The sequence below is a fragment of the Mycobacterium sp. 3519A genome, assembly GCF_900240945.1.
GTDB lineage: Bacteria > Actinomycetota > Actinomycetes > Mycobacteriales > Mycobacteriaceae > Mycobacterium.
The window spans coordinates 1,692,757-1,712,707 of sequence record NZ_OESG01000013.1; the positions used below are offsets into that span (position 1 = coordinate 1,692,757).

Genomic DNA, 19,951 nt, shown 5'->3' on the forward strand with positions numbered 1-19,951 from the left:
GATCGGAATGCAAGCTTTTCGCACCCACAAGGGCATCGGAGTTCCGCTGCGCCGGTCCAATGTGGATACCGACCAAATCATTCCCGCCGTCTATTTGAAGCGGGTCACCCGAACAGGTTTCGAGGATGGTCTGTTCGCCGCCTGGCGCACCGATCCGTCCTTCGTGCTGAATCTGCCGCCCTTCGACAAGGGATCTGTGTTGGTGGCGGGTCCCGATTTCGGCACCGGCTCGTCGCGTGAGCATGCCGTCTGGGCGTTGATGGACTTCGGCTTCAGGGTCGTCATCTCGTCTCGATTCGCCGATATTTTTCGCGGCAATGCGGGCAAGGCGGGCCTCCTGGCGGCGGAAGTCGCGCAAGATGATGTGGAACTCCTGTGGAAGCTCATCGAGGAGCAGCCGGGGGTGGAAATCACTGTGAATCTTCAAGATCGGAATATCGTCGCCGGAACGGTCATGGTGCCGTTCAAGATTGACGATTACACGGCCTGGCGACTGCTCGAGGGACTCGACGATATAGGCCTTACGCTGCGAAAACTCGATGAAATCGAGGCGTACGAGGCGAGCAGGCCGAGCTGGAAGCCACGCACTCTGCAGGCGTGAGGATTCGGCCGCGGCGAGCCGAAATCGCCACCTTCACCCCAGTTCTCGGAGCCCTCGGCTTCAGACCAAGGGGGGCAAGAAAGTTCGCTAGTTTCGCTTGAAATTGCGCGTGGCTCTTGGAAATCAATGGTCAATGGGTTTACCGTGTCCACTAGTCGGTCCAAAGAGGACCACTGGTTTCGGAGGTTTTGGATGAACAAAGCGGAGCTCATCGACGTACTCACGGAGAAACTGGGCTCGGATCGTCGGCAAGCAACGGCGGCGGTGGAGAACGTTGTCGACACCATCGTGCGTGCGGTGCACAAGGGTGACAGCGTCACCATTACCGGCTTCGGCGTGTTCGAGCAGCGCCGTCGTGCCGCCCGTGTCGCGCGGAACCCGCGCACCGGCGAGACGGTGAAAGTAAAGCCCACCTCCGTGCCGGCATTCAGGCCCGGCGCTCAATTCAAAGCGGTTGTCTCTGGCGCACAAAAGCTCCCGGCGGAAGGACCAGCAGTGAAGCGTGGCGTGACTGCGGGCGGAGGCGCTCGCAAGGCCGTGAAGAGAGCGGCCGTCAAGAAGGCCGTGAAGAGAGCGGCCGTCAAGAAGGCAGTGAAGAAGGCGGCCGTCAAGAAGGCTGTCAAGCGCACCGCCGCGAAGAAGGCAGTGAAGCGCGCCGCCGTCAAGAAGGCAGTGAAGCGCACCGCGGCCAAGAAAGCGGTGAAGAAGGCCGCCGCCAAGAAGGCAGTGAAGAAGGCTGCCGCCAAGAAGGTAGTGGCCAAGAGGGCCGCCGCCAAGAAGACGGCTCGGAAGGCTCCGGCACGCAAGGCTCCGGCCAAGCGTGGTGGTCGTCGCTGAATTTCGTCATCAGACACGCCGTGGGTTCTCGTGACCCACGGCGTGTCTGCGTGCGGTGAGTTCGGCGGCGCCCCGCGCACTTTGGATTCAATGGCCCGGCACCTGCCTCGAGTCGCCGCCAGACCGGCCCGACGTCAGCTTTTGACCGCGAGCGGGCTGCCGATGTGGTCGGCGGCTATCAAGTGATCGTCCGCTAAGGACAGCACCCAAACGCTGCCCTTGCGGTTGCGCGATTTGTCCGGGCGCACCCCGTCGCGCGCCGACCACCACGCGATGAGATCGGGTATCACCTTGCCCTGCGTGCAGATGACGGGCGTGCCTGACGCGGCGGCGATTTCAAGGAACCGGTGCCTGGCTGCCTTGCGGTTGTTGGCGTAGGCCTCCTCGGTCAACAACGGCTCGTCTGCGATGGTGACGCCGAGTTCCTCCGCGAGCGGTTCAAGCGTCTGATGGCAGCGCACCCTGTCCGCGGCGTAGAGCGTATCGGCACCGAACGCCAACAGCACGCCCACGAGGGACTCGGCCTGTGCACGGCCGCGCTTGTCCAGTGGTCGCTTGCGGTCGTCGCCCTTGTACCGTGACTTGCTGCCCGCGGTCCCGTGCCGCACGATCAACACGGTCTTGGTGTCGACGGGATGTTTTGCAAAGCGGCGCAACACTTTTCGGTCGTGCGGGTACTCCAGTTGCTTCATCGCCTCGGCCATCGGAAGCCACTTGAGTTCGTCGACTTCCGCGTTCGGGTTGAACTCGCCATCGCCGGCGCGGGCCGCCCAGTAGCGCACCTTCTTGACGCCTTGCTCGACGGGGTAGCTGACCGCGGCGAGTCGCCTGCCGAGGGTCGACGAGTAGCCGGTCTCCTCACGGATTTCGCGTACGGCGGTCACCGGTTCGGTTTCACCGGGGTCGACCTTGCCCTTGGGCAGTGACCAATCGTCGTAGCGCGGGCGGTGGATGATCGCGACTTCGGGCACCGACAGGTCGTCGTTGTGCCGCCAGAGCACGGCACCTGCCGCGAGTACAGCCTTGGTCGTCGGGACCGCGTCCGGGGCAACTTCCTTCGGCACCTCAACTCCTGCAGGTCATCCGACCGCCACGGGTCGCGTCGTCACGGTTACGGATGTCGGTGGCGTTCCATCAGCGACACCTGGTGGTCGCGTACGGTTGCGCCCGCGCTCGGCAACGCCGTCCAGCGCCCGTCGGTACCCAACTCCCAGCAGCGGGTCGCAGGATCCATCGTGGACTCGAACACGTCGTTCAACTGCGCGGTCAACCGCGGATCCTTCACTTGCGCCATCACTTCTACCCGGCGGTCGAGATTACGGTGCATCATGTCGGCGCTACCGATCCAGAACTCGTCGATGGCATTGAAGTGGATTATCCGCGAGTGCTCCAGGAACCGGCCGAGAATCGAACGTACGACAATGTTGTCGGAGTAGCCGGGCGCACCCGGTTTCAGCGCGCAGATGCCGCGCACCACCACCTCGACCCGCACTCCGGATTGAGAGGCGCGGTACAGAGCGTCGATCACCTGTTCGTCGACCAACGCGTTGGCCTTCATCCGGATCCGGCCCTGCGCACCGTCGCGGGTAGCGGCGATTTCGCGCTCGATGCGCTCGATGATGCCCTTGCGCACCCCGTACGGCGCCACCAGCAGATTGCGGTACGACTCCTTGCGTGAGTAGCCCGTCAGCGAGTTGAACAGATCGGTCAGGTCCGCACCGATGTCCGGCGCCGCGGTGAGCAGGCCGACATCTTCATACAGACGGGCGGTTTTCGGGTTGTAGTTGCCCGTGCCGATATGGCAGTAGCGACGAATCATCGAGCCTTCGCGGCGCACCACCAGGCAGGTCTTGCAGTGCGTCTTCAAACCGATCAGCCCGTAGACCACGTGCACACCTGCCTGTTCCAGTGCACGCGCCCACTTGATGTTGGCCTGTTCGTCGAAGCGTGCCTTGATCTCGACGAGCGCGACCACCTGCTTGCCCGCCTCGGCTGCGTCGATGAGCGCGTTGACAATCGGTGAATCACCGGAGGTGCGGTAGAGCGTCTGCTTGATCGCCAGCACGTTCGGGTCGGCGGCGGCCTGCTCGATGAACCGCTGCACGGTGGTGGAGAACGAATCGTAGGGGTGATGGACCAGCACGTCGCCGTCGCGCAGCGTGGCGAAGATGCTCTTCGGGGTCTCACGTTCACCGAACGCGGGCGGTGTCGCCGGCACGAACGGCGGATCCTTGAGTGCCGGACGGTCGACACCATAGATCTGCCACAGCGACGACAAATCCAGCAGGCCCGGCACTTCGATCACATCGCCGGGGGCGACGTCGAGTTCGCGCAACAACAATTCGAGCATGCTCTCGGTCATGTCGTCGGACACCTCGAGACGTACGGGCGAGCCGAAGCGGCGCCGCGCGAGTTCCCGTTCGAGTGCCTGCAGCAGATCCTCGTCGCGATCCTCTTCGACCTCGAAATCCGCGTTGCGCGTGATACGAAAGGCGTGATGTTCGACGACTTCGAGACCGGGGAACAGCACCGAGAGGAATGCCGCGATCAACTCCTCCATCGGAAGGAACCGCACGACATCCGAGCTGCCTTCGCGGGGAGCGAGTTCCACGAAGCGATCGACGTTGTCGGGCACCTTGACGCGAGCGAAGTGCTGGCCGCCGTCGTCGGGATGTTTTACGGTGATCGCCAAGTTGAGGCTCAAGCCGCTCACGAACGGGAACGGATGGGCCGGGTCGACCGCCAGCGGCGTCAACACCGGGAACACCTGTTCGTGAAAGTACGTCGACAGCCGCGCGCGTTCGTCGTCGTCGAGTTCGGCCCATGTGACGATGACAATGCCTTCGTCGGCCAGTGCCGGACGCACCGAGTCGAGAAAGACATGCGCGTGCCGGTCGGCGATCTGCTGGGTGCGCTCGTTGATCCGGCGCAACTGCTCACGCGGCGACAAACCGTCGGCCGACCGCACCGACAAACCCATCTCGTCGCGACGCTTCAGGCCCGCAACGCGCACCATGTAGAACTCGTCGAGGTTCGACGCGAAGATCGCGAGGAACTTCGCTCGTTCCAGCAGAGGTAATGACGTGTCGGCGGCCAGCGCCAGCACCCGGGCGTTGAAGTCCAACCAGCTCAGCTCGCGGTTGAGGTAGCGATCCTCGGGCAGCGCGTTGTCCACCGCCGGTGACGTCGCGGCGGGCGGCGACTCGGGCGCCGAGGCGACCAAGTCCGAGCTAGTGGGTCGGATCTGGGCTTCGGCTTCGGTCATGGTGTCGATAATCCCTTATCGACCAGTCACCCGGCTACCGCGATGCCCGATCCCTTCGCCAGCTGTTCACCTTGTGCGGCCGATAGCCTGCGCGGTTGCTGCGCCGACACCGAGTCGACGCGCGACGAGCAAGTCGTCGGGGGTGTCGATGTCACACCGCAGCCCAGGCCACGGCCCGGTCAGCTCGATGGCGCCTGAATGTCGATGGCGCTGAGCCGAATCAGATCCGAAGCGAGGGTCGAGCGGCACACCGAAGGCAAACAACGCCGAGGTTCCGGTGCCGTGCCGGTCGCCGACGAAGCTGCGCGGGTATTGGCGGGCGGCGGTGATCGCCTCGTCCAGTTCCTGCGGTTGCAGAGCCGGCAAATCACCCTGCAGCGCAATGATATTGGTGGTCTCCTCGCGGGTTGCGGCCTCAGCGGCGGCGATTGCGTTGTTCAGGGGGTCGCGGTGGCCCTGCGGTGTCGGGTCGACCAGCACGCGCGCCCCCAGCGAGCGCGTCGCGTCGGCGGCAACCTCGTCGGGGGTGACCACGGTGACGAAGCGCAGCGCCGAGACGGCGGATGCCGCGGTGATGGTGTCGATCAGCATGGCCAGCACCACGCTCTCCCGGGTCGCCGCCGAGAAAACAGGTGCCAGCCTGGTCTTGGCGGCGGACAACCGCTTCACGGCGATGACCAGTCCCACGTCGGCGGCGTCGCCTGTCCTGGTGCCGCTCATGAGGGCCATCCTGCCAGGAGGGGCCACCCGGGTTCAGAGGTGACGGCCGAGGCCAAAACCGACCATCGCGCTACTGTGGAGCGGTGGTCGAGGCGGCGGTGATGGGGGCCGGTGCGTGGGGGACGGCACTGGCGAAGGTCTTGGCTGATGCCGGTAACAACGTCGTTTTGTGGGCGCGTCGTCCCGAACTGGCGAATGAGATCAACGACACCCAGCGCAACACCTCCTACCTGGGCGATGTCGAACTGCCGAAGTCGATCCGCGCGACCAGCGACCCGGCCGAGGCGCTGGCAGGCGCCTGCACGGTGCTGCTGGCGGTGCCGTCGCAGACGCTGCGGGCCAACCTCGAGCAGTGGACGGGCCTGATCGGCGACGACGTCACCCTGGTGAGCCTGGCCAAGGGCATCGAGTTGGACACGTTGATGCGTATGAGCCAAGTCGTGGTTCAGGTGACCGGTGCCGACCCGTCCCGGGTGGCGGTCGTCACCGGGCCGAATCTGGCCAGTGAGATCGCCGACGAACAGCCCGCGGCCACCGTTGTGGCATGCAGTGACTCCGGCAGGGCGGTCACCCTGCAACGGGCGCTGTCGACCGGATACCTGCGGCCCTACACCAACGCCGACGTGATCGGCGCGGAAGTCGGCGGGGCCTGCAAGAACGTCATCGCATTGGCGTGCGGCATGGCGGCGGGCGTCGGACTGGGGGAGAACACCGCGGCGGCGATCATCACCAGGGGCCTCGCCGAGATCATGCGGCTGGGAATCGCGTTGGGCGCTAAACCCGCAACCATGGCTGGGCTCGCCGGCGTCGGTGATCTCGTCGCGACATGCACCTCCCCGCACTCGCGTAATCGGTCGTTCGGCGAGCGACTCGGCAAGGGCGGCACCATGGAGTCGGCCCTGCAGGCCGCAGGCGGACATGTCGCCGAGGGCGTCGCATCGTGTGAATCGATACTCGCGCTCGCGGCCAGCTACGACGTCGAGATGCCGCTCACCGATGCGGTCCAGCGGGTCTGCCACAAGGGCTTGTCGGTCGACGAGGCCGTCGCACTGCTGCTGGGGCGCAGCACAAAGCCGGAGTAGAGCCAGATGGACGGCACCTACGGCGATTCCACACGTAGCGTCAAAGCCGTTGGCTCGGAAGCGATTCCGGGTAGGCCGGTGGCGCCGCCACCGGTTCCGGCGTCGACGTACCACTTGTCGCCCGACGAGACCGAGCCGCTGGACAGCTACGGTCGCAGCTCCAACCCCACGTGGCGGCAACTGGAATCGGCGCTCGCGGAACTCGAAGGGGCCGCGACGGCGCTGACGTTCGCGTCCGGTATGGCTGCGATCACGTCGGCGCTGCGGGTGCTGGTCAAGCCGAACAGCAAGCTCGTCGTTCCGGCCGATGGTTATTACCAGGTACGCCGCTATGCCGTGGAATACCTTGCCCCGCAAGGGGTTACTGTCGTCGAAGCGCGCAGTGCCGACATGTGTGCGGCCTCCGCGGACGCCGATGTGGTGCTCGCCGAGACACCGGCCAACCCTGGACTCGACGTCGTCGATCTGCATCAGCTCGCGATGGGCTGCCGCGGCCGAGGCGCCATCCTTATCGTTGACAACACCACCGCGACGCCGCTCGGACAGCAGCCGTTGTCGCTGGGTGCCGATCTGGTGGTGGCCAGCGCGACGAAAGCCCTTTCGGGACACAGCGATCTGCTCGCCGGCTATGTGGCGGGCAGCCAGCCCGACCTGATGGCCGCGATCGAACGTGACCGGTTGTTGGCCGGACCCATCCTCGGTGCGTTCGAGGCGTGGCTCGTGCTGCGCAGCCTCGGCAGTGCCGGATTGCGATTCGAGCGACAGTGTCAGAACGCGCAGGCGCTCGCCATGATGCTGCGCGGGCATCCCGCGGTGAAGTCGGTGCGCTATCCCGGTCTGCCCGAGGACCCGTCGCATCAGATCGCCACCCTGCAGATGCGGCGCTACGGCGGACTGGTCGCCGTCGAGTTGAAAGACGCCGCCGCGGTGCGCGCACTGGTGGAACGCAGCGCGCTGCTGATCGCGTCGACCAGCTTCGGCGGCATTCACACCTCGGTGGACCGACGTGCCCGCTGGGGCGATCCGGTCAGCGACGGCTTCGCCCGGATCTCACTGGGCATCGAGGACACCGACGATCTGATCGCCGATTTCGAAGAGGCGCTGTCCGGCGATGGATGACTTCTCCGGGCGCGACGTCACATTCGCCGACCTGGAGATGTTGCTGGCGTTCGCACGTACCGAACACTTCGGCCACACCGCCGAAGAACTCGGAGTCAGTGTCGCCACGGTGCAACGGGCGATCCGGTCGCTGGAGCGCAAACTCGGCATCCCGCTGATCGAACAGACCGGCCGTCGGGTGCGGATGGTGCATGCGGGAACCGTCTTGGTCCGGGAGGCCCGTGCCGTGCTGCGAGCGAGGCAGGATGCCATTGACAGCACATTGGCAGATGCCGGCCACCCGCAGCGGCTGCTGCGGATCGCGCACACCTTCTCGCTCGGGCTGGGATTCGTCCCCGGCGTGCTCGCCGATGTGCTCGCCCTGCATCCGGGTCTGCGCTTCCGGTCTTGGCAAGGGTCGGCGACAGAAGTGGTGGCCGCGCTTTTGCGTGGAGAGGCCGACTTCGCGTTCACCTCGGTGTCGCCCAGTGAAGAAGACTTCATCGTCGAACCGCTGTTCTCCGAGTCGCTGCTGCTGGCGGTGCCTGCGGACGACCCGTTGGCGACGCTGGACAACGTATCGCTCGGCGCGGTGCGGGACCGGCCCTTCGTCGCGATGGAACTCGGGTCGAGCAGCCGCGCGCACATGGTGAACGCCTGTGCCAGAGCGGGCTTCGTGCCGCGCATCACCATCGAGGGCAACGACTTGTTCGTCGTCGAATCCATGGTGGGTGCGGGAATCGGGGTGTCCGTGGTGCCCGAGGGGATGACCGACCACCAGCACCCGCGGGTCGCGCGCATCCGGATCGTCGATCCGGCGCCCGCGGCGCGCATCGTGTTCGTGGCCTACCCGCGGGCGGGCGCCCAATATCAGAGCGTGCGTGATCTCGCCAGAATCGCGCACGAGCACGGCCGCAGGCGACAGGAATCGTTGCAGCAATTGCAATGATCTCGACGGTGAACGTCGTTGTTCGCCGGTGGCGTCGTTCATAGCGTCGATCACATGTCACCTACCGCTGTCATGCGGACCACTGAGTTCGCCGATGCGTTACTCGACGCGGCCGCCGGGCCGCTGCCCCCCGATGCGACGATTGCGGCCAAGAGGTCGATGTTCAACGTGCTGGGCACGGCGGTCGGCGCCGCGAACTCGCCCGCGGCCGAGGCGATCATCGCTGCGGCACGAGAATTGTCGGCACCTGGGCGGTCCCGAATACTCGGCCGTTCCGAGATCCTCGATGAGCACTGGGCGGCACTGTTCAGCGGAACCGCAAGCCACTACGACGATTTCGACGACACCCATCTGGCCACGGTCATTCACCCTGGCGCGGCGACGCTGGCGGTGCTTGTCGCGCTGCATGATTCAACCGGGGCGTCTGGCGAACAGTGCCTGAGGGCGTTTGCGTTCGGATGTGAGGTGCAACTGCGGATCGGCAACGCCATCTCACCGAATCACTACGACCGTGGCTGGCACATCACAGGAACATGTGGTGTCTTCGGTGCATGCGTGGCTGCTGCTTTACTGATGGGCTTGAACCGCGACCAATTGCGGGCCGCGCTTGCCGCCGCGTCGACGATGACGCTCGGCCAGCGGGAAGCGTTCGGATCGATGACCAAGCCGTATCACGCCGGAAAGGCGGCGGCCAACGGGATTCTGGCTGCGCGGCTGGGATCGCGTGGGTACACCGGCGACGCTGATCCGCTCGGTGACACCGGCGTGCTGACGATCCTCGCCGACTCGGTGGACGAGAGCCAGCTGCTCGGGTCGTGGGCCGACGGCTGGGAACTCGAACGCAACGCGTTCAAACCGTATCCGTGCGGCATCGTTGCGCATCCGGCGATCGATGCCGCGATCGACGCGTGCGGGCGCCTCACCGACCCGTCGGCGATCGAATCGGTAAAGGTGAGCTGCCATCCGCTGGTTCCCGAACTGATGGGCATCGTGCAACCCGAGGACGGGCTGCAGGCACGGTTCAGCGCGCGCCACGGGGTGGCCGTCGGATTGCTCGACGGCAAGGTTGGGCTGCGCGAGTTCTCCGACACCCGCGCCACGGCGCCCGACGTGCAACGCGTCCGCGGTGTGACCGAATTGATCCCGTCGGCCGAGATCGCCCGTGACGAAGCGAAAATCACCGTCCTGCTTTGCGACGGCGCGCAGATCGTCGCGCACGTGCCGCATGCCCGCGGCAGCCTGGCCAGGCCGCTGACCGACGCTGAACTACTCGGCAAGGTCGATGCGCTGATGGTCCCGGTACTGGGGGCCGGAATCGCCGCGAGGATCAGCCAACTCGTGGAGACCGTCGACGTATCGACGAGTTTCGCCGACATCGTCGCCGCCGCGCGGCCTCAACAGGACGGACCGGCACAGTGACGTTCACCGACCTCATCGTTGACATCGCCGTCACCGCAACACCTCCCGATCAGGCCGTGGATTCGGCGCAAAGCCAGCTCGAGCAGATCCTGGCCACGTTGCGACATGACGCCGTCGCGATCGACGATGCTCACCCCGCCGGAGGACCGTCGGCGATGAACCGCGCATGGCGGACGGTGTTTGCCACCGCGCCGATCGCCGAGGGTTGGCGCTGGCATGCGATCGGCGCCACCGTCGCAGCGCTACAGGATGTTTCAGCCCGGGACACCGCGTCGCCTGCGGCGGTGAAGGCCTTCGCAACCGGAACGGTGATCGCCGACCGGATCGCGGCGGTGCTGGAGTCGACGACCGCAGCGGACCGGTGGAGCCACCGCACCGTCGCGGGTCTGGTCGGTGCGGGCGTCGCAGCCGGACTGTTGCTGAATCTCGACGAGGCCCAACTGCGCAACACCGTCGGGTTGTGCGCGACCCAGGCGGCCGGCTTGCGCGCCGTCGACGAATCCGCGACGGCCGTCGTGCAGGTCGCCAAGGTGGCCGCCGATGCCGTCGAAGCCGCCGTGCTCGCGCGGCACGGGTTCACCTCGGCTGCCGATTCAATGAGCGGACGCAGGGGCCTCTTTGCGTTGCTGTCGCCCGATGCCGCGCCGCAGGGCGACATCGGCGTGGCCTGAACGACTTCGGCCACGAAAAGCGTTAGGAGCTCAACGATGACTCAAGCGGACAGCGGTGTCGAGTCGCCGCCCGTGGATTTGCCGCCCGATGAGCACGACCCCGCCGAATCCGAACGCTCCGTGCTGGCCACGGCGCCGCTGGCGCAGGCCGCTTTGGGGCTTGCGGCGACGGTGGTCGGCGTGGTGGCGTTCCTCGACGCGTCCGGGCTGGCGATGTTCGGCAAGCATGGCGTGCCCGGCCCGGGGATGTTTCCGACCGCACTGTCGGTCGCGGTGCTGGGACTCGGCCTGGCGCTCGTGGCGACGTCGATCGTGCGCCGCATCCGGCAAGGCCCCGCACCTGCCGGCCAACTGACTGGCGTCGGACGCCAATTCCTGCGCGCCGGAAGCGTATGGCTGGGATTGACGGTGAGCATCCCGCTGATGGGTCTGCTCGGATTCGTGCCTGCGACCATCCTGCTGATCGGCTACCTGGTACTTGTCATCGAGCGCATCCGCAGTCTGAAGGCCGTTCTGGTGATCGTGCTGGTGCCGGTCCTGGCCTATGCACTGTTCGTGCTCGTGCTGGGCGTCGAACTGCCGACTTCTGCACTGTTCGAGGGCAATTGAGGCCCCAGCGCGGCGCCATGGCGGCGCGGCGGAAAGGGAGATGATGGACGCGCTGCACAATCTGCTGGCCGGGTTCGGTTCGGCGTTCACCCCGATGAACCTGTGCTGGGTGGCCGTCGGTGTGGTGATCGGGACGTTGGTCGGCATCCTGCCCGGTCTCGGTCCGCCCGCCACGCTGGCGATCCTGTTGCCGGTGACCACCAGCCTGCCCCCGACCACCGGGCTGATCATGATGGCGGGCATCTATCACGGCGCCAAGTTCGCGGGCGCCACCACCTCGATCCTGCTGAACATTCCCGGCGAAACCTCTTCGGTGGTGCTGTGTCTGGACGGACATCCGCTCGCGCGCAAAGGACGGGCAGGACCCGCGATGGGCATGTCGGCGATCGCCGGCTTCATCGCGAGCACGTTCGGTGTCATCGCGTTGACCTTCACCGCCCCCATCGTCGCGCACGTGGCCCTTGGTTTCGGCCCGCCGGAATACGCCGCGCTGATGGCCTTCGGTCTGCTGCTGGTGATCCTGATGGCCACCGACTCGCCGTTGAAGGGATTCCTGGCGATGACCATCGGGTTGTTGATCTCGACGATCGGCATCGACATCTTCACCGGTCAGCAGCGACTGACCTTCGGGATGCCCGCGCTCTACGACGGCATCGAGTTCATCGCGATCAGCGTCGGTTTGTTCGCGGTGGGTGAGGTGCTGCTCAACGCCGAGAAGAAGATGAGCACACCGCTGTTCACGGTGCCGAAGGGCATTCGTAACCTGCTTCCCACTCGGCAGGATCTCAAGCAGTCGCGGCTGGCGATCGCGATGGGGTCGGTCTTCGGGTTCTTCATCGGCGCGCTGCCGGGCGGCGGCTCCACGGTGGCGTCCTTCCTGTCGTATGCGTTGGTGAAGCGAACCTCCAAGCATCCGGAGCGATTCGGTAAGGGCGCCATCGAGGGTGTCGCCGGTCCGGAGGCCGCCAACAACTCCGAATCCGGCGGCGCTATGATCCCGCTGCTGTCACTGGGCCTGCCCGGCACCGCAAGCACGGCGGTGATGCTGGCGGCGCTGCTGCTCTACGGGCTGCAACCCGGTCCGCTGCTGTTCACCGATCACCCCGAAATCGGGTGGCCGGTGATCGCCAGCCTCTACATCGGCAACGTCATGCTGCTGATCCTGAATCTGCCGATGATCCCGGTGTGGGTGCGGATCCTCAAGATCCCGTACTGGGCGCTGTATCCCGCGATCCTGGTGCTCGCCGCCGTCGGTGTCTACAGCGTGCGCAGCTCGATGACCGATGTGTACCTGATGGCGTTCTTCGGTCTGCTCGGTTACCTGTTCGGCAAGCTCGGTGTGCCTGCAGCGCCACTGTTGATGGCGTTCGTGCTGGGGCCGATGGCCGAGAACGCGGTGCGGCAATCACTTGTGCTGTCCGACAACGATCCGTTGATCTTCGTCGAACGGCCGATCTCGGCGACCATCTTCGCCGCCGCGATCGTCGTGGGGGTGGCGCTGCTGATCACCGGCCGCCGCCGAAAGGCGTTGCAGAACAAGGTGCTTTCCGCCGAACCAGCCGAACTCGTCGGGACGTAGGGGCGATGATGGAAGCTACGCAGTTCTCCCGTCGAAGCGTGCTGATCGGCGGTGTGGCGGCCACGTTCGCACTGGCCGGGTGCGGCCTTCAGCGCGCAGGCCTGCAGAACGGGGTACCCGGCAGGACGCAGGTCGTGGTGCACACCGGCCCGGGTGGCGGCAGTGACGTGTTCGCCCGCCAGGTCATCAAGTTGATGCAGACCGACAAGCTGATCGACAGCGCATGGCCGGTGCGCAACCAGACGGAGGGATCGGGTATCGGTGCGATGTCCTATGTCAGGGGTCGCAAGGGCCGCTCCGACACCATCGCCGCGGTGACGCCGACGTGGTTGGTGACACCGCTGACCCTGTCCGGCACGTCGGTGTCGATCTCCGAACTGCAACCCATCGCCGCGCTGCTCGTCGAACCGCAGATCGTCGCCGTGCGCGCCGACTCGCCTTATCACACCGTGAAGGACTTCATCGCCGATGCGGGGCGCAGGCCCGACGGTTTAGTCCAGGTCGGCGGCTCGATCACCGCGACGGACTCGCTGACAGGAAAAGCGCTGCAGGCGAAGACGAATACGAGTTGGAAGTTCCTGTCGTTCGCCGACAGCGGCCAGCGCATCGGGGCACTGTTGCGCAACGACGCGCAGATGATGATCGGGGCTACCACCGATTTCCTCGATCAGGTCAAGGTGGGGGCGCTGCGGTTGATCGCCACCGTGGCCGACCGCAAGGTGTCCGCGTTTCCCGAGTTGACGTCGATCAAGGAACAAGGGGTGGACGTCGGCCCACTGCCCGAGGAGTTCCGCGGTTTCGTCGGTCCGCCGGGCATGCCACAGCAGGCGCTCGCGTACTACCAAGACCGGTTCCGCACGCTGGTGAGCGCGCCCGGCTGGAATGACTTCGTGGACCAAACTGGTTCTGTCACTGAGTTTTTGGCGGCAGACAAGTTCGGTCCGTTCCTGAAACAGCAGAACGACGCGGTGGCGGCACTGGTCAGTAGCATCGGCTTGGCGGACCAATGACGGCCGTGACGCAACGGGTTGGCGGATTGACCAGCAGGCTGGCGGATTTCGCCGCGTCGCTGCGGTTCGCCGACCTGCCCGCGGACATCGTCCACGAGGCCAAACGCGCGCTGATCGACCACATCGGGGTCGCGATGGCGGCCGCCGAGCATCCCGCGGTGCATGCGATGGTCCGGGTGTCACAACGCGCGGCGGGTGCTGGCTCGCACACCGTCATCGGCCGAACGGAGAAGGCCCCGATGGCATTCGCGGCGCTGATCAACGGCTTCGCCGCGCACCTTCTCGACTACGACGACACCTTCAATCCCGGCGACACCACGGTGCACGGCAGCGCGCCGGTGTGGCCGGCGCTGTTCACCCTGGCCGAACGTGAACCGGTTTCGGGTGCCGACGTGTTGACGGCATTCGTGGCGGGCTTCGAAACCGAGTGTCGAGTCGGCAGGGCTGCCGGCGACGCCCACTACGAAATCGGCTGGCACGTCACAGGAACCGTGGGCCACCTGGGGGCCGCCGCTGCGGCGGGTCGGGTGCTCGGGTTGACGCCGCCCGTGCTCAGTCAAGCGCTCGGCAGCGCAGGCACCCAGTCCGCCGGCTTGAAGGCGGTCTACGGCAGCGACGGCAAGGCGCTACACGCAGGCAAGGCGGCGATGGACGGCCTGCTCGCGGCGATCATGGCTGACGAGGGCATCACCTCATGTGTCGACATCATCGAAGGCACACGCGGATTCCTCGACGTGATGTCCACCGGCGCTGACCCGGACAAGCTCGTCGTCGAACTCGGCACACAGTGGAATCTGCTGGCGAACGGCTACAAGGCCTACCCGAGCGGTTCGTTGACCCATCCGGCCGTGGATGTGGTGCTGGCGCTGCGCGCCGAACACGGGTTCAGCGCAAGCGATGTCGTCGGAGTGCAGGCCGCGGTGAACTCCAAGGCCGCCACGGTGACCGGAAAGGTGAACCCACGCACCGGTTTGGAAGCCAAGTTCAGCATCACCCATGCTGTTGCGGTGGCGTTGGCCGCGGCGCGGCCGCGGTTGGATCATTTCACCGACGCGGCGGCCATCGATCCCGAAATCTGTTCTCTTCGTGAACTTGTCGACGTACGCGCTGACGACTCCGTCGGGAAGCGGGCCGCCATGGTGACCGTGAACCTGTCCGATGGCCGGTCACTGGCCGGTCGCGTCGACAACAACATCGGCACACCGGACAACCCGATGACAGACGCGGAGCTGGCCGCGAAGTTCACCGACAACGCCGCCCCGCTGATCGGTACGGCGGGAGCAGCTGAATTGTTGACGACGTGTTGGAACGTCGAGAATGTGGAGGATTTCTCAGAATTGGTGCACATGACGGGTATTCGGTCGTGAACGGTGTCGCCGTTGTCACCGGCGGCGCCCGAAATCTGGGGCGGGCGATCGTGCTGGCGCTCGCCAGGGCCGGCCACGACGTCGTCGTCAACGCGCGCACGGACGTCGAGGGCGCCGAGAAGGTCGCCGCCGAGGCTCGCGAGATCGGCGTGCGGGCAATGCACGCCATGGCCGACGTCGCAGTCCCCGAACAGGTCGCGCGGATGTTCGCCGCCGCCGAGGAACTGGGACCGGTGCGGGTTCTGGTCAACAACGCCGCTGTGCGCACGCGCGTCTCCGCCTACGACGTCACCACCGCGGACTGGGAGGTGGCCCGCAGGGTGACCCTCGACGGCGCGATGCACTGTGTGTTCGAGGCGCTGCCCCGGTTGCGGTCCGCGGGGGGCGGCGCGATCGTCTCGGTCATCGGCGGCAACGCGCTGCGCGGGGACCCGCACCGGTTCCACGTGTCGGCGGCCAAATATGGGCTCGTCGGCATGACGAAGGGGTTGGCGGCCGCGTGCGCGGCCGACGGCATCACCGCCAACGCCGTCTCGCCCAGCAATATGGAACCCGGCCCGGATGCGGCCGCAGGGGAGACGCAGCGCCGCCGTGACGCCGTGGCCGCCGCCGTCGCTTTCCTGGCCTCGCCCTGCGGAGCCGACGTCACCGGCCAACTGATCGAGGTCGGCGCCCACCGATGATGCTGGCGAAAGCCCAGGTCGCCGGTGTGCGGCATGCGCCGTCCGGCCGGGCCGGTAGCCTCTCTAGGTTGTGACTGCCCAACAGCCAGCAGCTTCCGGACGCATCCGCGTCGCAGTTGTCTACGGTGGGCGCAGCTCCGAACATGCCATTTCGTGCGTTTCCGCTGGCAGCATCCTGCGCAATCTGGACCCGCAGCGCTTCGAGGTGGTCGCCGTCGGCATCACCCCCGGCGGTTCGTGGATGCTGACCGATGCCCGTCCTGAGGCACTGGCCATCACCGACGGGCGACTGCCCGAGGTCAGCGGGCAGTCGGGCACCGAATTGGCGTTACCCGCCGACCCCGGACGCGGCGGTCAACTGCTGTCCCTCGGGCAGGGCGGCGAGGTGCTCGCCGCCGTCGACGTCGTGTTTCCCGTGCTGCACGGCCCGTACGGCGAGGACGGCACCATCCAGGGCCTGCTCGAACTCGCCGGGGTGCCGTACGTCGGGGCGGGCGTGTTGGCCAGCGCCACCGGCATGGACAAGGAATTCACCAAGAAGCTGCTGATGGCCGACGGGCTGCCGGTCGGCGACCACGTCGTGTTGCGGCCGCGGCAGGACACCGTCGCACTCGACGATCGCGAACGGCTCGGCCTGCCGGTGTTCGTCAAACCCGCGCGGGGCGGATCGTCGATCGGCGTCAGCCGGGTGACCGCATGGGACCAGCTGCCCGCCGCCATCGAATTGGCCCGCAGACACGACCCGAAGGTGATCGTCGAGGCGGCGATTCCAGGACGCGAATTGGAGTGCGGCGTACTGGAATTCCCCGACGGCCGGATCGAGGCGAGCACCGTCGGCGAGATCCGGGTCGCGGGGGTGCGCGGCCGCGAGGACGGGTTCTACGACTTCGAGACCAAGTATCTCGACGACGCCGCTGAACTCGACGTTCCTGCCAAGATCGACGATGACGTCGCAGAAGCCGTGCAGCAGTTGGCCATTCGGGCGTTCAACGCCGTCGACTGCCAGGGGTTGGCTCGCGTCGACTTCTTCCTCACCGAGGACGGGCCGGTGATCAACGAGATCAACACGATGCCCGGCTTCACCACCATCTCGATGTATCCGCGGATGTGGGCGGCCAGCGGTGTCGACTACCCGACGTTGTTGGCGACCATGGTGGAAACCGCGCTCGAGCGGGGCACCGGACTGCGCTAGCCCACCGGCGCGGGATCAATCTGCTTGGCGGGCAACGATTTCGCGATGACGTCCGACACCTCTTGAATCGGTGTTGGCCCGGACCCCTGCGGCAACGTCAACGCGATATACACGGCGCGGTCGACCGCCAGCCAGGTGCTGCGGCCTTCGCCGGTGAGCTGAAACCACTGCACCTCGTCGACCACCTGCAACGCCGACCCGACGACGAACTCGGCGGGCCGGTCCAGACCGCACCGCAGGATGACCGGCTCGTCGCCCGACGTCCAGGCCGCCGTGCCGGGAGGCGCAGGCTGGACCACGGGCGCGCGATGGTAGTCACCCAGCTGTTGCGGAAGCGCGGCCAAAAGCGTCTTGCATTCGGCGCTGTCGGCTTGCGGCGCAGGCACGGGCGGAATGGGCACCGCCTGCTGTGCGGGTGGCGACTGTCGCAGCGCGGCGACGACGAGGATCGCGATGATGGCCGCGGCCGCGACGACGACCGCGGCGATCAGCAAGGCCTTCGGGGGTCCGTCGCGGGTCTCGGCGTTCACCGCCCAAACTCTAGGGGCCCGTCGAATCGGCGACCGGGCAGGTCAAGGTGCGGGTGATGCCGGCGACCTGCTGCACCTTGGGTACGACGTTGGCCTGCAGATCGGCCAGGTTGTCGGCGCCGATGCGGACCACCACGTCGTACGGTCCTGTGACGTACTCCGAGGACAACACGCCCGGTAGGCCGGCGATCTGCTTGGCGACGACCTCGGCGCGGCCCACCTCGGTCTGGATCAGCATGAAAGCCTCGACCACCCGCTGTGCCCTCCGTTTCGCTGCATAGACTCCTGGCCGCAGGGCCCAAACGTACCGCAGCCCGGGGAAGGTGACATGGCGAGCGACGACGCCGACACATTGGCCGGGGTAGGCGAGTTCGCCGTGATCGACCGGCTGGTCACCAACCGGGAGCAGCCCGCCGCGGTGGTGCTGGGGCCGGGTGACGATGCCGCGGTGGTGGTCGCCGGGGACGGCAGGACGGTGGTGTCCACCGACATGCTCGTCGAAGGACGGCACTTCCGGCTGGACTGGTCCACACCGCACGACATCGGCCGCAAGGCGATCGCGCAGAACGCCGCCGACATCGAGGCGATGGGGGCGCGGCCCACCGCCTTCGTCGTCGCGTTCGGGGCGCCCGCCGACACCGCGACGGCCAAGGCGCTCGAACTGGCGGACGGCATGTGGCACGAGGCCGGTTTGTTCGGCGCCGGAATCGTGGGCGGTGACCTGGTCAGCGCGCCGCACTGGGTGATCTCGGTGACGGTGCTCGGCGACCTCGGCGGCCGCGACCCGGTGCGCCGCGGCGGCGCGCGGCCAGGTGACACGGTGGCCGTCGCGGGGGAACTCGGTCGGTCGGCCGCCGGATACGCGCTGTGGCGCAAGGGAATTGATCGGTTCGAGCCGCTGCGCCGGCGGCACCTGACTCCGGAGCCGCCGTACGGACAGGGACGCATTGCGGCCGAGTCGGGCGTCACCGCGATGACCGATGTGTCTGACGGCTTGATGGCCGATCTGGGGCATGTGGCCGCGGCCTCGCAGGTGGGCATCGACGTGTCGAGCGCGGCGCTGTCCGCGGACCGCGATGCGGTGGCCGACGCGGCCGAGGCAGTCGCGGAGGACGCGTTGGCGTGGGTGCTCGGCGGCGGCGAGGACCACGCGCTGGTCGCGACGTTCCCCGGCGCGCCGCCCACCGGGTGGCGCCCGATCGGTCGGGTGGTCGAGGGACCTGCACGGGTACTGGTCGACGGCGACACGTGGGCCGGAAATCCCGGATGGCAGTCGTTCTGACCGGCATCGCCCGCTAGGTTGGCTACCCGTGACTGCACGTCCCCTGCATGAACTCGTCGAAGCTGGTTGGGCCGCCGCGCTGGAGCCGGTGAGCGCGCAGATCACTGCGATGGGGGAGTTCCTGCGCGCCGAGATCGCCGCAGGCAACCGCTATCTGCCCGCAGGGCCGAACGTGTTGCGCGCCTTCACGTTTCCGTTCGACCAGGTGCGGGTGCTGATCGTCGGGCAGGATCCCTACCCGACACCGGGACACGCGGTGGGGTTGAGCTTCTCGGTGGCGCCCGAGGTGCGACCGCTGCCGCGCAGCCTGGACAACATCTTCGCCGAATACGGCAAGGATCTGGGGTTGCCGCCGCCTGCCACCGGTGACCTGTCGCCGTGGGCCGAGCGGGGCGTGATGCTGCTGAACAGGGTCCTGACGGTGCGTCCGGGTAACCCGGCGTCACATCGCGGCAAGGGTTGGGAGGCCGTGACCGAATGCGCGATCCGCGCGCTGGTGGCGCGCAAGCAACCGTTGGTGGCCGTGCTGTGGGGTCGCGACGCGTCGACGCTGAAGCCGTGGCTGGAGGGCGAGGACTGCGTGTCGATCGAATCGCCGCATCCGTCGCCGCTGTCGGCGTCGCGCGGATTCTTCGGATCGCGACCGTTCAGCCGGGCCAACGAACTGCTGGAGAAGATGGGCGCCGACCCGATCGACTGGCGCCTTCCCTAGGGCGGGGTTTAGCCGCGGGTGACCTTGCCTGCCTTGATGCAGGAGGTGCACACGTTGACACGCTTCTTGTTGCCGCCCGGGTGCGTCACCGCGCGGACGGTCTGGATGTTCGGGTCCCAGCGACGGCTGGTCCGGCGATGGGAGTGCGACACCGACTTGCCGAAGCCGGGGCCTTTTCCGCAGATCTCGCAGACGGCAGCCATATCTAGAACTCCTCGAATCAGTACTTGGGGTCTGGGCCTATCGCCGAAAACCGGCGTGGGTGATCCCGACAACCTGACCAGGATACCGGCCCGACCAGGGAACACCAAAAACGCATCCACCGGCAGCAACGTTGCGCCGGGA

At 66.7% G+C, this 19,951-nt stretch carries 21 protein-coding genes; 15 read left to right on the forward strand and 6 right to left on the reverse strand.

Translation table 11 applies throughout. From position 1 onward, the window contains the following. Positions 1 to 7: 7 nt before the first annotated feature. Together leuD and C1A30_RS16070 are read left to right on the forward strand one after the other, a co-directional pair. Complete coding sequence (leuD, locus tag C1A30_RS16065; protein WP_101949210.1) at positions 8 to 601, forward strand: 3-isopropylmalate dehydratase small subunit; 594 nt, start codon at positions 8 to 10, stop codon at positions 599 to 601. 192 nt (positions 602 to 793) lie between these two features. Then, the gene (locus C1A30_RS16070) at positions 794 to 1,438 is read left to right on the forward strand and encodes an HU family DNA-binding protein (RefSeq protein WP_101949211.1); all 645 of its coding nucleotides are present in this window, start codon (positions 794 to 796) and stop codon (positions 1,436 to 1,438) included. Between the two features lie 134 nt (positions 1,439 to 1,572). Here the strand turns inward: C1A30_RS16070 and C1A30_RS16075 are convergent, their stop codons facing one another. The 3 genes from C1A30_RS16075 to cofC form a co-directional block, all read right to left on the reverse strand. Then, positions 1,573 to 2,502 carry an NUDIX hydrolase gene (locus C1A30_RS16075; RefSeq protein WP_101949212.1) on the reverse strand — a complete coding sequence of 310 codons (930 nt, stop codon included), beginning with the start codon at positions 2,500 to 2,502 and terminating at the stop codon, positions 1,573 to 1,575. Positions 2,503 to 2,549: 47 nt separating this feature from the next. Then, complete coding sequence (locus tag C1A30_RS16080) at positions 2,550 to 4,703, reverse strand: RNA degradosome polyphosphate kinase (RefSeq protein WP_101949213.1); 2,154 nt, start codon at positions 4,701 to 4,703, stop codon at positions 2,550 to 2,552. Positions 4,704 to 4,769: 66 nt separating this feature from the next. Beyond that, entirely contained in the window at positions 4,770 to 5,423 is a 654-nt protein-coding gene (gene cofC, locus C1A30_RS16085) for a 2-phospho-L-lactate guanylyltransferase (RefSeq protein ID WP_200828281.1), read from the reverse strand. A gap of 101 nt (positions 5,424 to 5,524) precedes the next feature. On the opposite strand from cofC, the gene C1A30_RS16090 reads away from it, so the two are divergent. The 11 genes from C1A30_RS16090 (at position 5,525) to C1A30_RS16140 (ending at position 17,082) form a co-directional block, all read left to right on the forward strand. Further along, positions 5,525 to 6,505 (forward strand): NAD(P)H-dependent glycerol-3-phosphate dehydrogenase, encoded by a 981-nt coding sequence (locus C1A30_RS16090; RefSeq protein WP_101950249.1) that lies wholly within the window; start codon positions 5,525 to 5,527, stop codon positions 6,503 to 6,505. A gap of 6 nt (positions 6,506 to 6,511) precedes the next feature. Further along, the gene (locus C1A30_RS16095; RefSeq protein WP_101949215.1) at positions 6,512 to 7,624 is read left to right on the forward strand and encodes a cystathionine gamma-lyase; all 1,113 of its coding nucleotides are present in this window, start codon (positions 6,512 to 6,514) and stop codon (positions 7,622 to 7,624) included. Beyond that, positions 7,617 to 8,552 carry a LysR family transcriptional regulator gene (locus C1A30_RS16100; RefSeq protein WP_101949216.1) on the forward strand — a complete coding sequence of 312 codons (936 nt, stop codon included), beginning with the start codon at positions 7,617 to 7,619 and terminating at the stop codon, positions 8,550 to 8,552. Before C1A30_RS16095 ends, C1A30_RS16100 begins: the two co-directional genes overlap by 8 nt. A 54-nt stretch (positions 8,553 to 8,606) precedes the next feature. Further along, complete coding sequence (locus C1A30_RS16105) at positions 8,607 to 9,971, forward strand: MmgE/PrpD family protein (protein WP_235009933.1); 1,365 nt, start codon at positions 8,607 to 8,609, stop codon at positions 9,969 to 9,971. Continuing rightward, the gene (locus tag C1A30_RS16110; RefSeq protein WP_101949218.1) at positions 9,968 to 10,642 is read left to right on the forward strand and encodes an MmgE/PrpD family protein; all 675 of its coding nucleotides are present in this window, start codon (positions 9,968 to 9,970) and stop codon (positions 10,640 to 10,642) included. Before C1A30_RS16105 ends, C1A30_RS16110 begins: the two co-directional genes overlap by 4 nt. A gap of 36 nt (positions 10,643 to 10,678) precedes the next feature. Continuing rightward, positions 10,679 to 11,251, forward strand: a complete 573-nt coding sequence (locus tag C1A30_RS16115; protein WP_101949219.1) for a tripartite tricarboxylate transporter TctB family protein — start codon at positions 10,679 to 10,681, stop codon at positions 11,249 to 11,251. Positions 11,252 to 11,294: 43 nt separating this feature from the next. Continuing rightward, positions 11,295 to 12,830, forward strand: coding sequence for a tripartite tricarboxylate transporter permease (locus C1A30_RS16120; RefSeq protein WP_101950250.1), 1,536 nt, complete (start codon positions 11,295 to 11,297; stop codon positions 12,828 to 12,830). A gap of 8 nt (positions 12,831 to 12,838) precedes the next feature. Beyond that, on the forward strand, positions 12,839 to 13,840 hold the full coding sequence (locus tag C1A30_RS16125; protein ID WP_160112758.1) for a tripartite tricarboxylate transporter substrate binding protein: 1,002 nt from the start codon (positions 12,839 to 12,841) through the stop codon (positions 13,838 to 13,840). Positions 13,841 to 13,845: 5 nt separating this feature from the next. Further along, a complete protein-coding gene (locus C1A30_RS16130) occupies positions 13,846 to 15,207 on the forward strand; it encodes an MmgE/PrpD family protein (protein WP_160112759.1) in 1,362 nt (453 codons plus the stop codon). Further along, entirely contained in the window at positions 15,204 to 15,890 is a 687-nt protein-coding gene (locus C1A30_RS16135; protein WP_160112760.1) for an SDR family NAD(P)-dependent oxidoreductase, read from the forward strand. The genes C1A30_RS16130 and C1A30_RS16135 overlap by 4 nt, the downstream gene beginning before the upstream one ends. Before the next feature lie 70 nt (positions 15,891 to 15,960). Beyond that, positions 15,961 to 17,082, forward strand: a complete 1,122-nt coding sequence (locus C1A30_RS16140) for a D-alanine--D-alanine ligase family protein (protein ID WP_101949223.1) — start codon at positions 15,961 to 15,963, stop codon at positions 17,080 to 17,082. On the opposite strand, the gene C1A30_RS16145 is transcribed toward C1A30_RS16140, so the two are convergent. Both C1A30_RS16145 and C1A30_RS16150 read right to left on the reverse strand, forming a co-directional pair. Next, positions 17,079 to 17,612, reverse strand: a complete 534-nt coding sequence (locus tag C1A30_RS16145; protein WP_101949224.1) for a DUF3515 domain-containing protein — start codon at positions 17,610 to 17,612, stop codon at positions 17,079 to 17,081. The genes C1A30_RS16140 and C1A30_RS16145 overlap by 4 nt on opposite strands. A 10-nt stretch (positions 17,613 to 17,622) precedes the next feature. Further along, positions 17,623 to 17,865, reverse strand: a complete 243-nt coding sequence (locus tag C1A30_RS16150) for an Lrp/AsnC family transcriptional regulator (protein WP_101949225.1) — start codon at positions 17,863 to 17,865, stop codon at positions 17,623 to 17,625. Between the two features lie 75 nt (positions 17,866 to 17,940). On the opposite strand from C1A30_RS16150, the gene C1A30_RS16155 reads away from it, so the two are divergent. Further along, entirely contained in the window at positions 17,941 to 18,894 is a 954-nt protein-coding gene (locus C1A30_RS16155; protein ID WP_101949226.1) for a thiamine-phosphate kinase, read from the forward strand. Between the two features lie 28 nt (positions 18,895 to 18,922). Next, positions 18,923 to 19,606, forward strand: coding sequence for a uracil-DNA glycosylase (locus tag C1A30_RS16160; protein WP_101949227.1), 684 nt, complete (start codon positions 18,923 to 18,925; stop codon positions 19,604 to 19,606). 8 nt (positions 19,607 to 19,614) lie between these two features. Here the strand turns inward: C1A30_RS16160 and rpmB are convergent, their stop codons facing one another. After that, positions 19,615 to 19,809, reverse strand: coding sequence for a 50S ribosomal protein L28 (gene rpmB / locus C1A30_RS16165; RefSeq protein ID WP_101949228.1), 195 nt, complete (start codon positions 19,807 to 19,809; stop codon positions 19,615 to 19,617). Between the last annotated feature and the right edge of the window lie 142 nt (positions 19,810 to 19,951).

What these genes read in the sequence shown, in the direction of transcription:
- leuD (WP_101949210.1), top strand. Translation starts at nt 8, where the DNA reads ATGCAAGCTTTTCGCACCCACAAGGGCATCGGAGTTCCGCTGCGCCGG.
- C1A30_RS16070 (WP_101949211.1), top strand. Translation starts at nt 794, where the DNA reads ATGAACAAAGCGGAGCTCATCGACGTACTCACGGAGAAACTGGGCTCG.
- C1A30_RS16080 (WP_101949213.1), bottom strand. Translation starts at nt 4,703, where the DNA reads ATGACCGAAGCCGAAGCCCAGATCCGACCCACTAGCTCGGACTTGGTC.
- cofC (WP_200828281.1), bottom strand. Translation starts at nt 5,423, where the DNA reads ATGAGCGGCACCAGGACAGGCGACGCCGCCGACGTGGGACTGGTCATC.
- C1A30_RS16090 (WP_101950249.1), top strand. Translation starts at nt 5,525, where the DNA reads ATGGGGGCCGGTGCGTGGGGGACGGCACTGGCGAAGGTCTTGGCTGAT.
- C1A30_RS16095 (WP_101949215.1), top strand. Translation starts at nt 6,512, where the DNA reads ATGGACGGCACCTACGGCGATTCCACACGTAGCGTCAAAGCCGTTGGC.
- C1A30_RS16100 (WP_101949216.1), top strand. Translation starts at nt 7,617, where the DNA reads ATGGATGACTTCTCCGGGCGCGACGTCACATTCGCCGACCTGGAGATG.
- C1A30_RS16105 (WP_235009933.1), top strand. Translation starts at nt 8,607, where the DNA reads ATGTCACCTACCGCTGTCATGCGGACCACTGAGTTCGCCGATGCGTTA.
- C1A30_RS16115 (WP_101949219.1), top strand. Translation starts at nt 10,679, where the DNA reads ATGACTCAAGCGGACAGCGGTGTCGAGTCGCCGCCCGTGGATTTGCCG.
- C1A30_RS16120 (WP_101950250.1), top strand. Translation starts at nt 11,295, where the DNA reads ATGGACGCGCTGCACAATCTGCTGGCCGGGTTCGGTTCGGCGTTCACC.
- C1A30_RS16125 (WP_160112758.1), top strand. Translation starts at nt 12,839, where the DNA reads ATGGAAGCTACGCAGTTCTCCCGTCGAAGCGTGCTGATCGGCGGTGTG.
- C1A30_RS16155 (WP_101949226.1), top strand. Translation starts at nt 17,941, where the DNA reads ATGGCGAGCGACGACGCCGACACATTGGCCGGGGTAGGCGAGTTCGCC.
- rpmB (WP_101949228.1), bottom strand. Translation starts at nt 19,809, where the DNA reads ATGGCTGCCGTCTGCGAGATCTGCGGAAAAGGCCCCGGCTTCGGCAAG.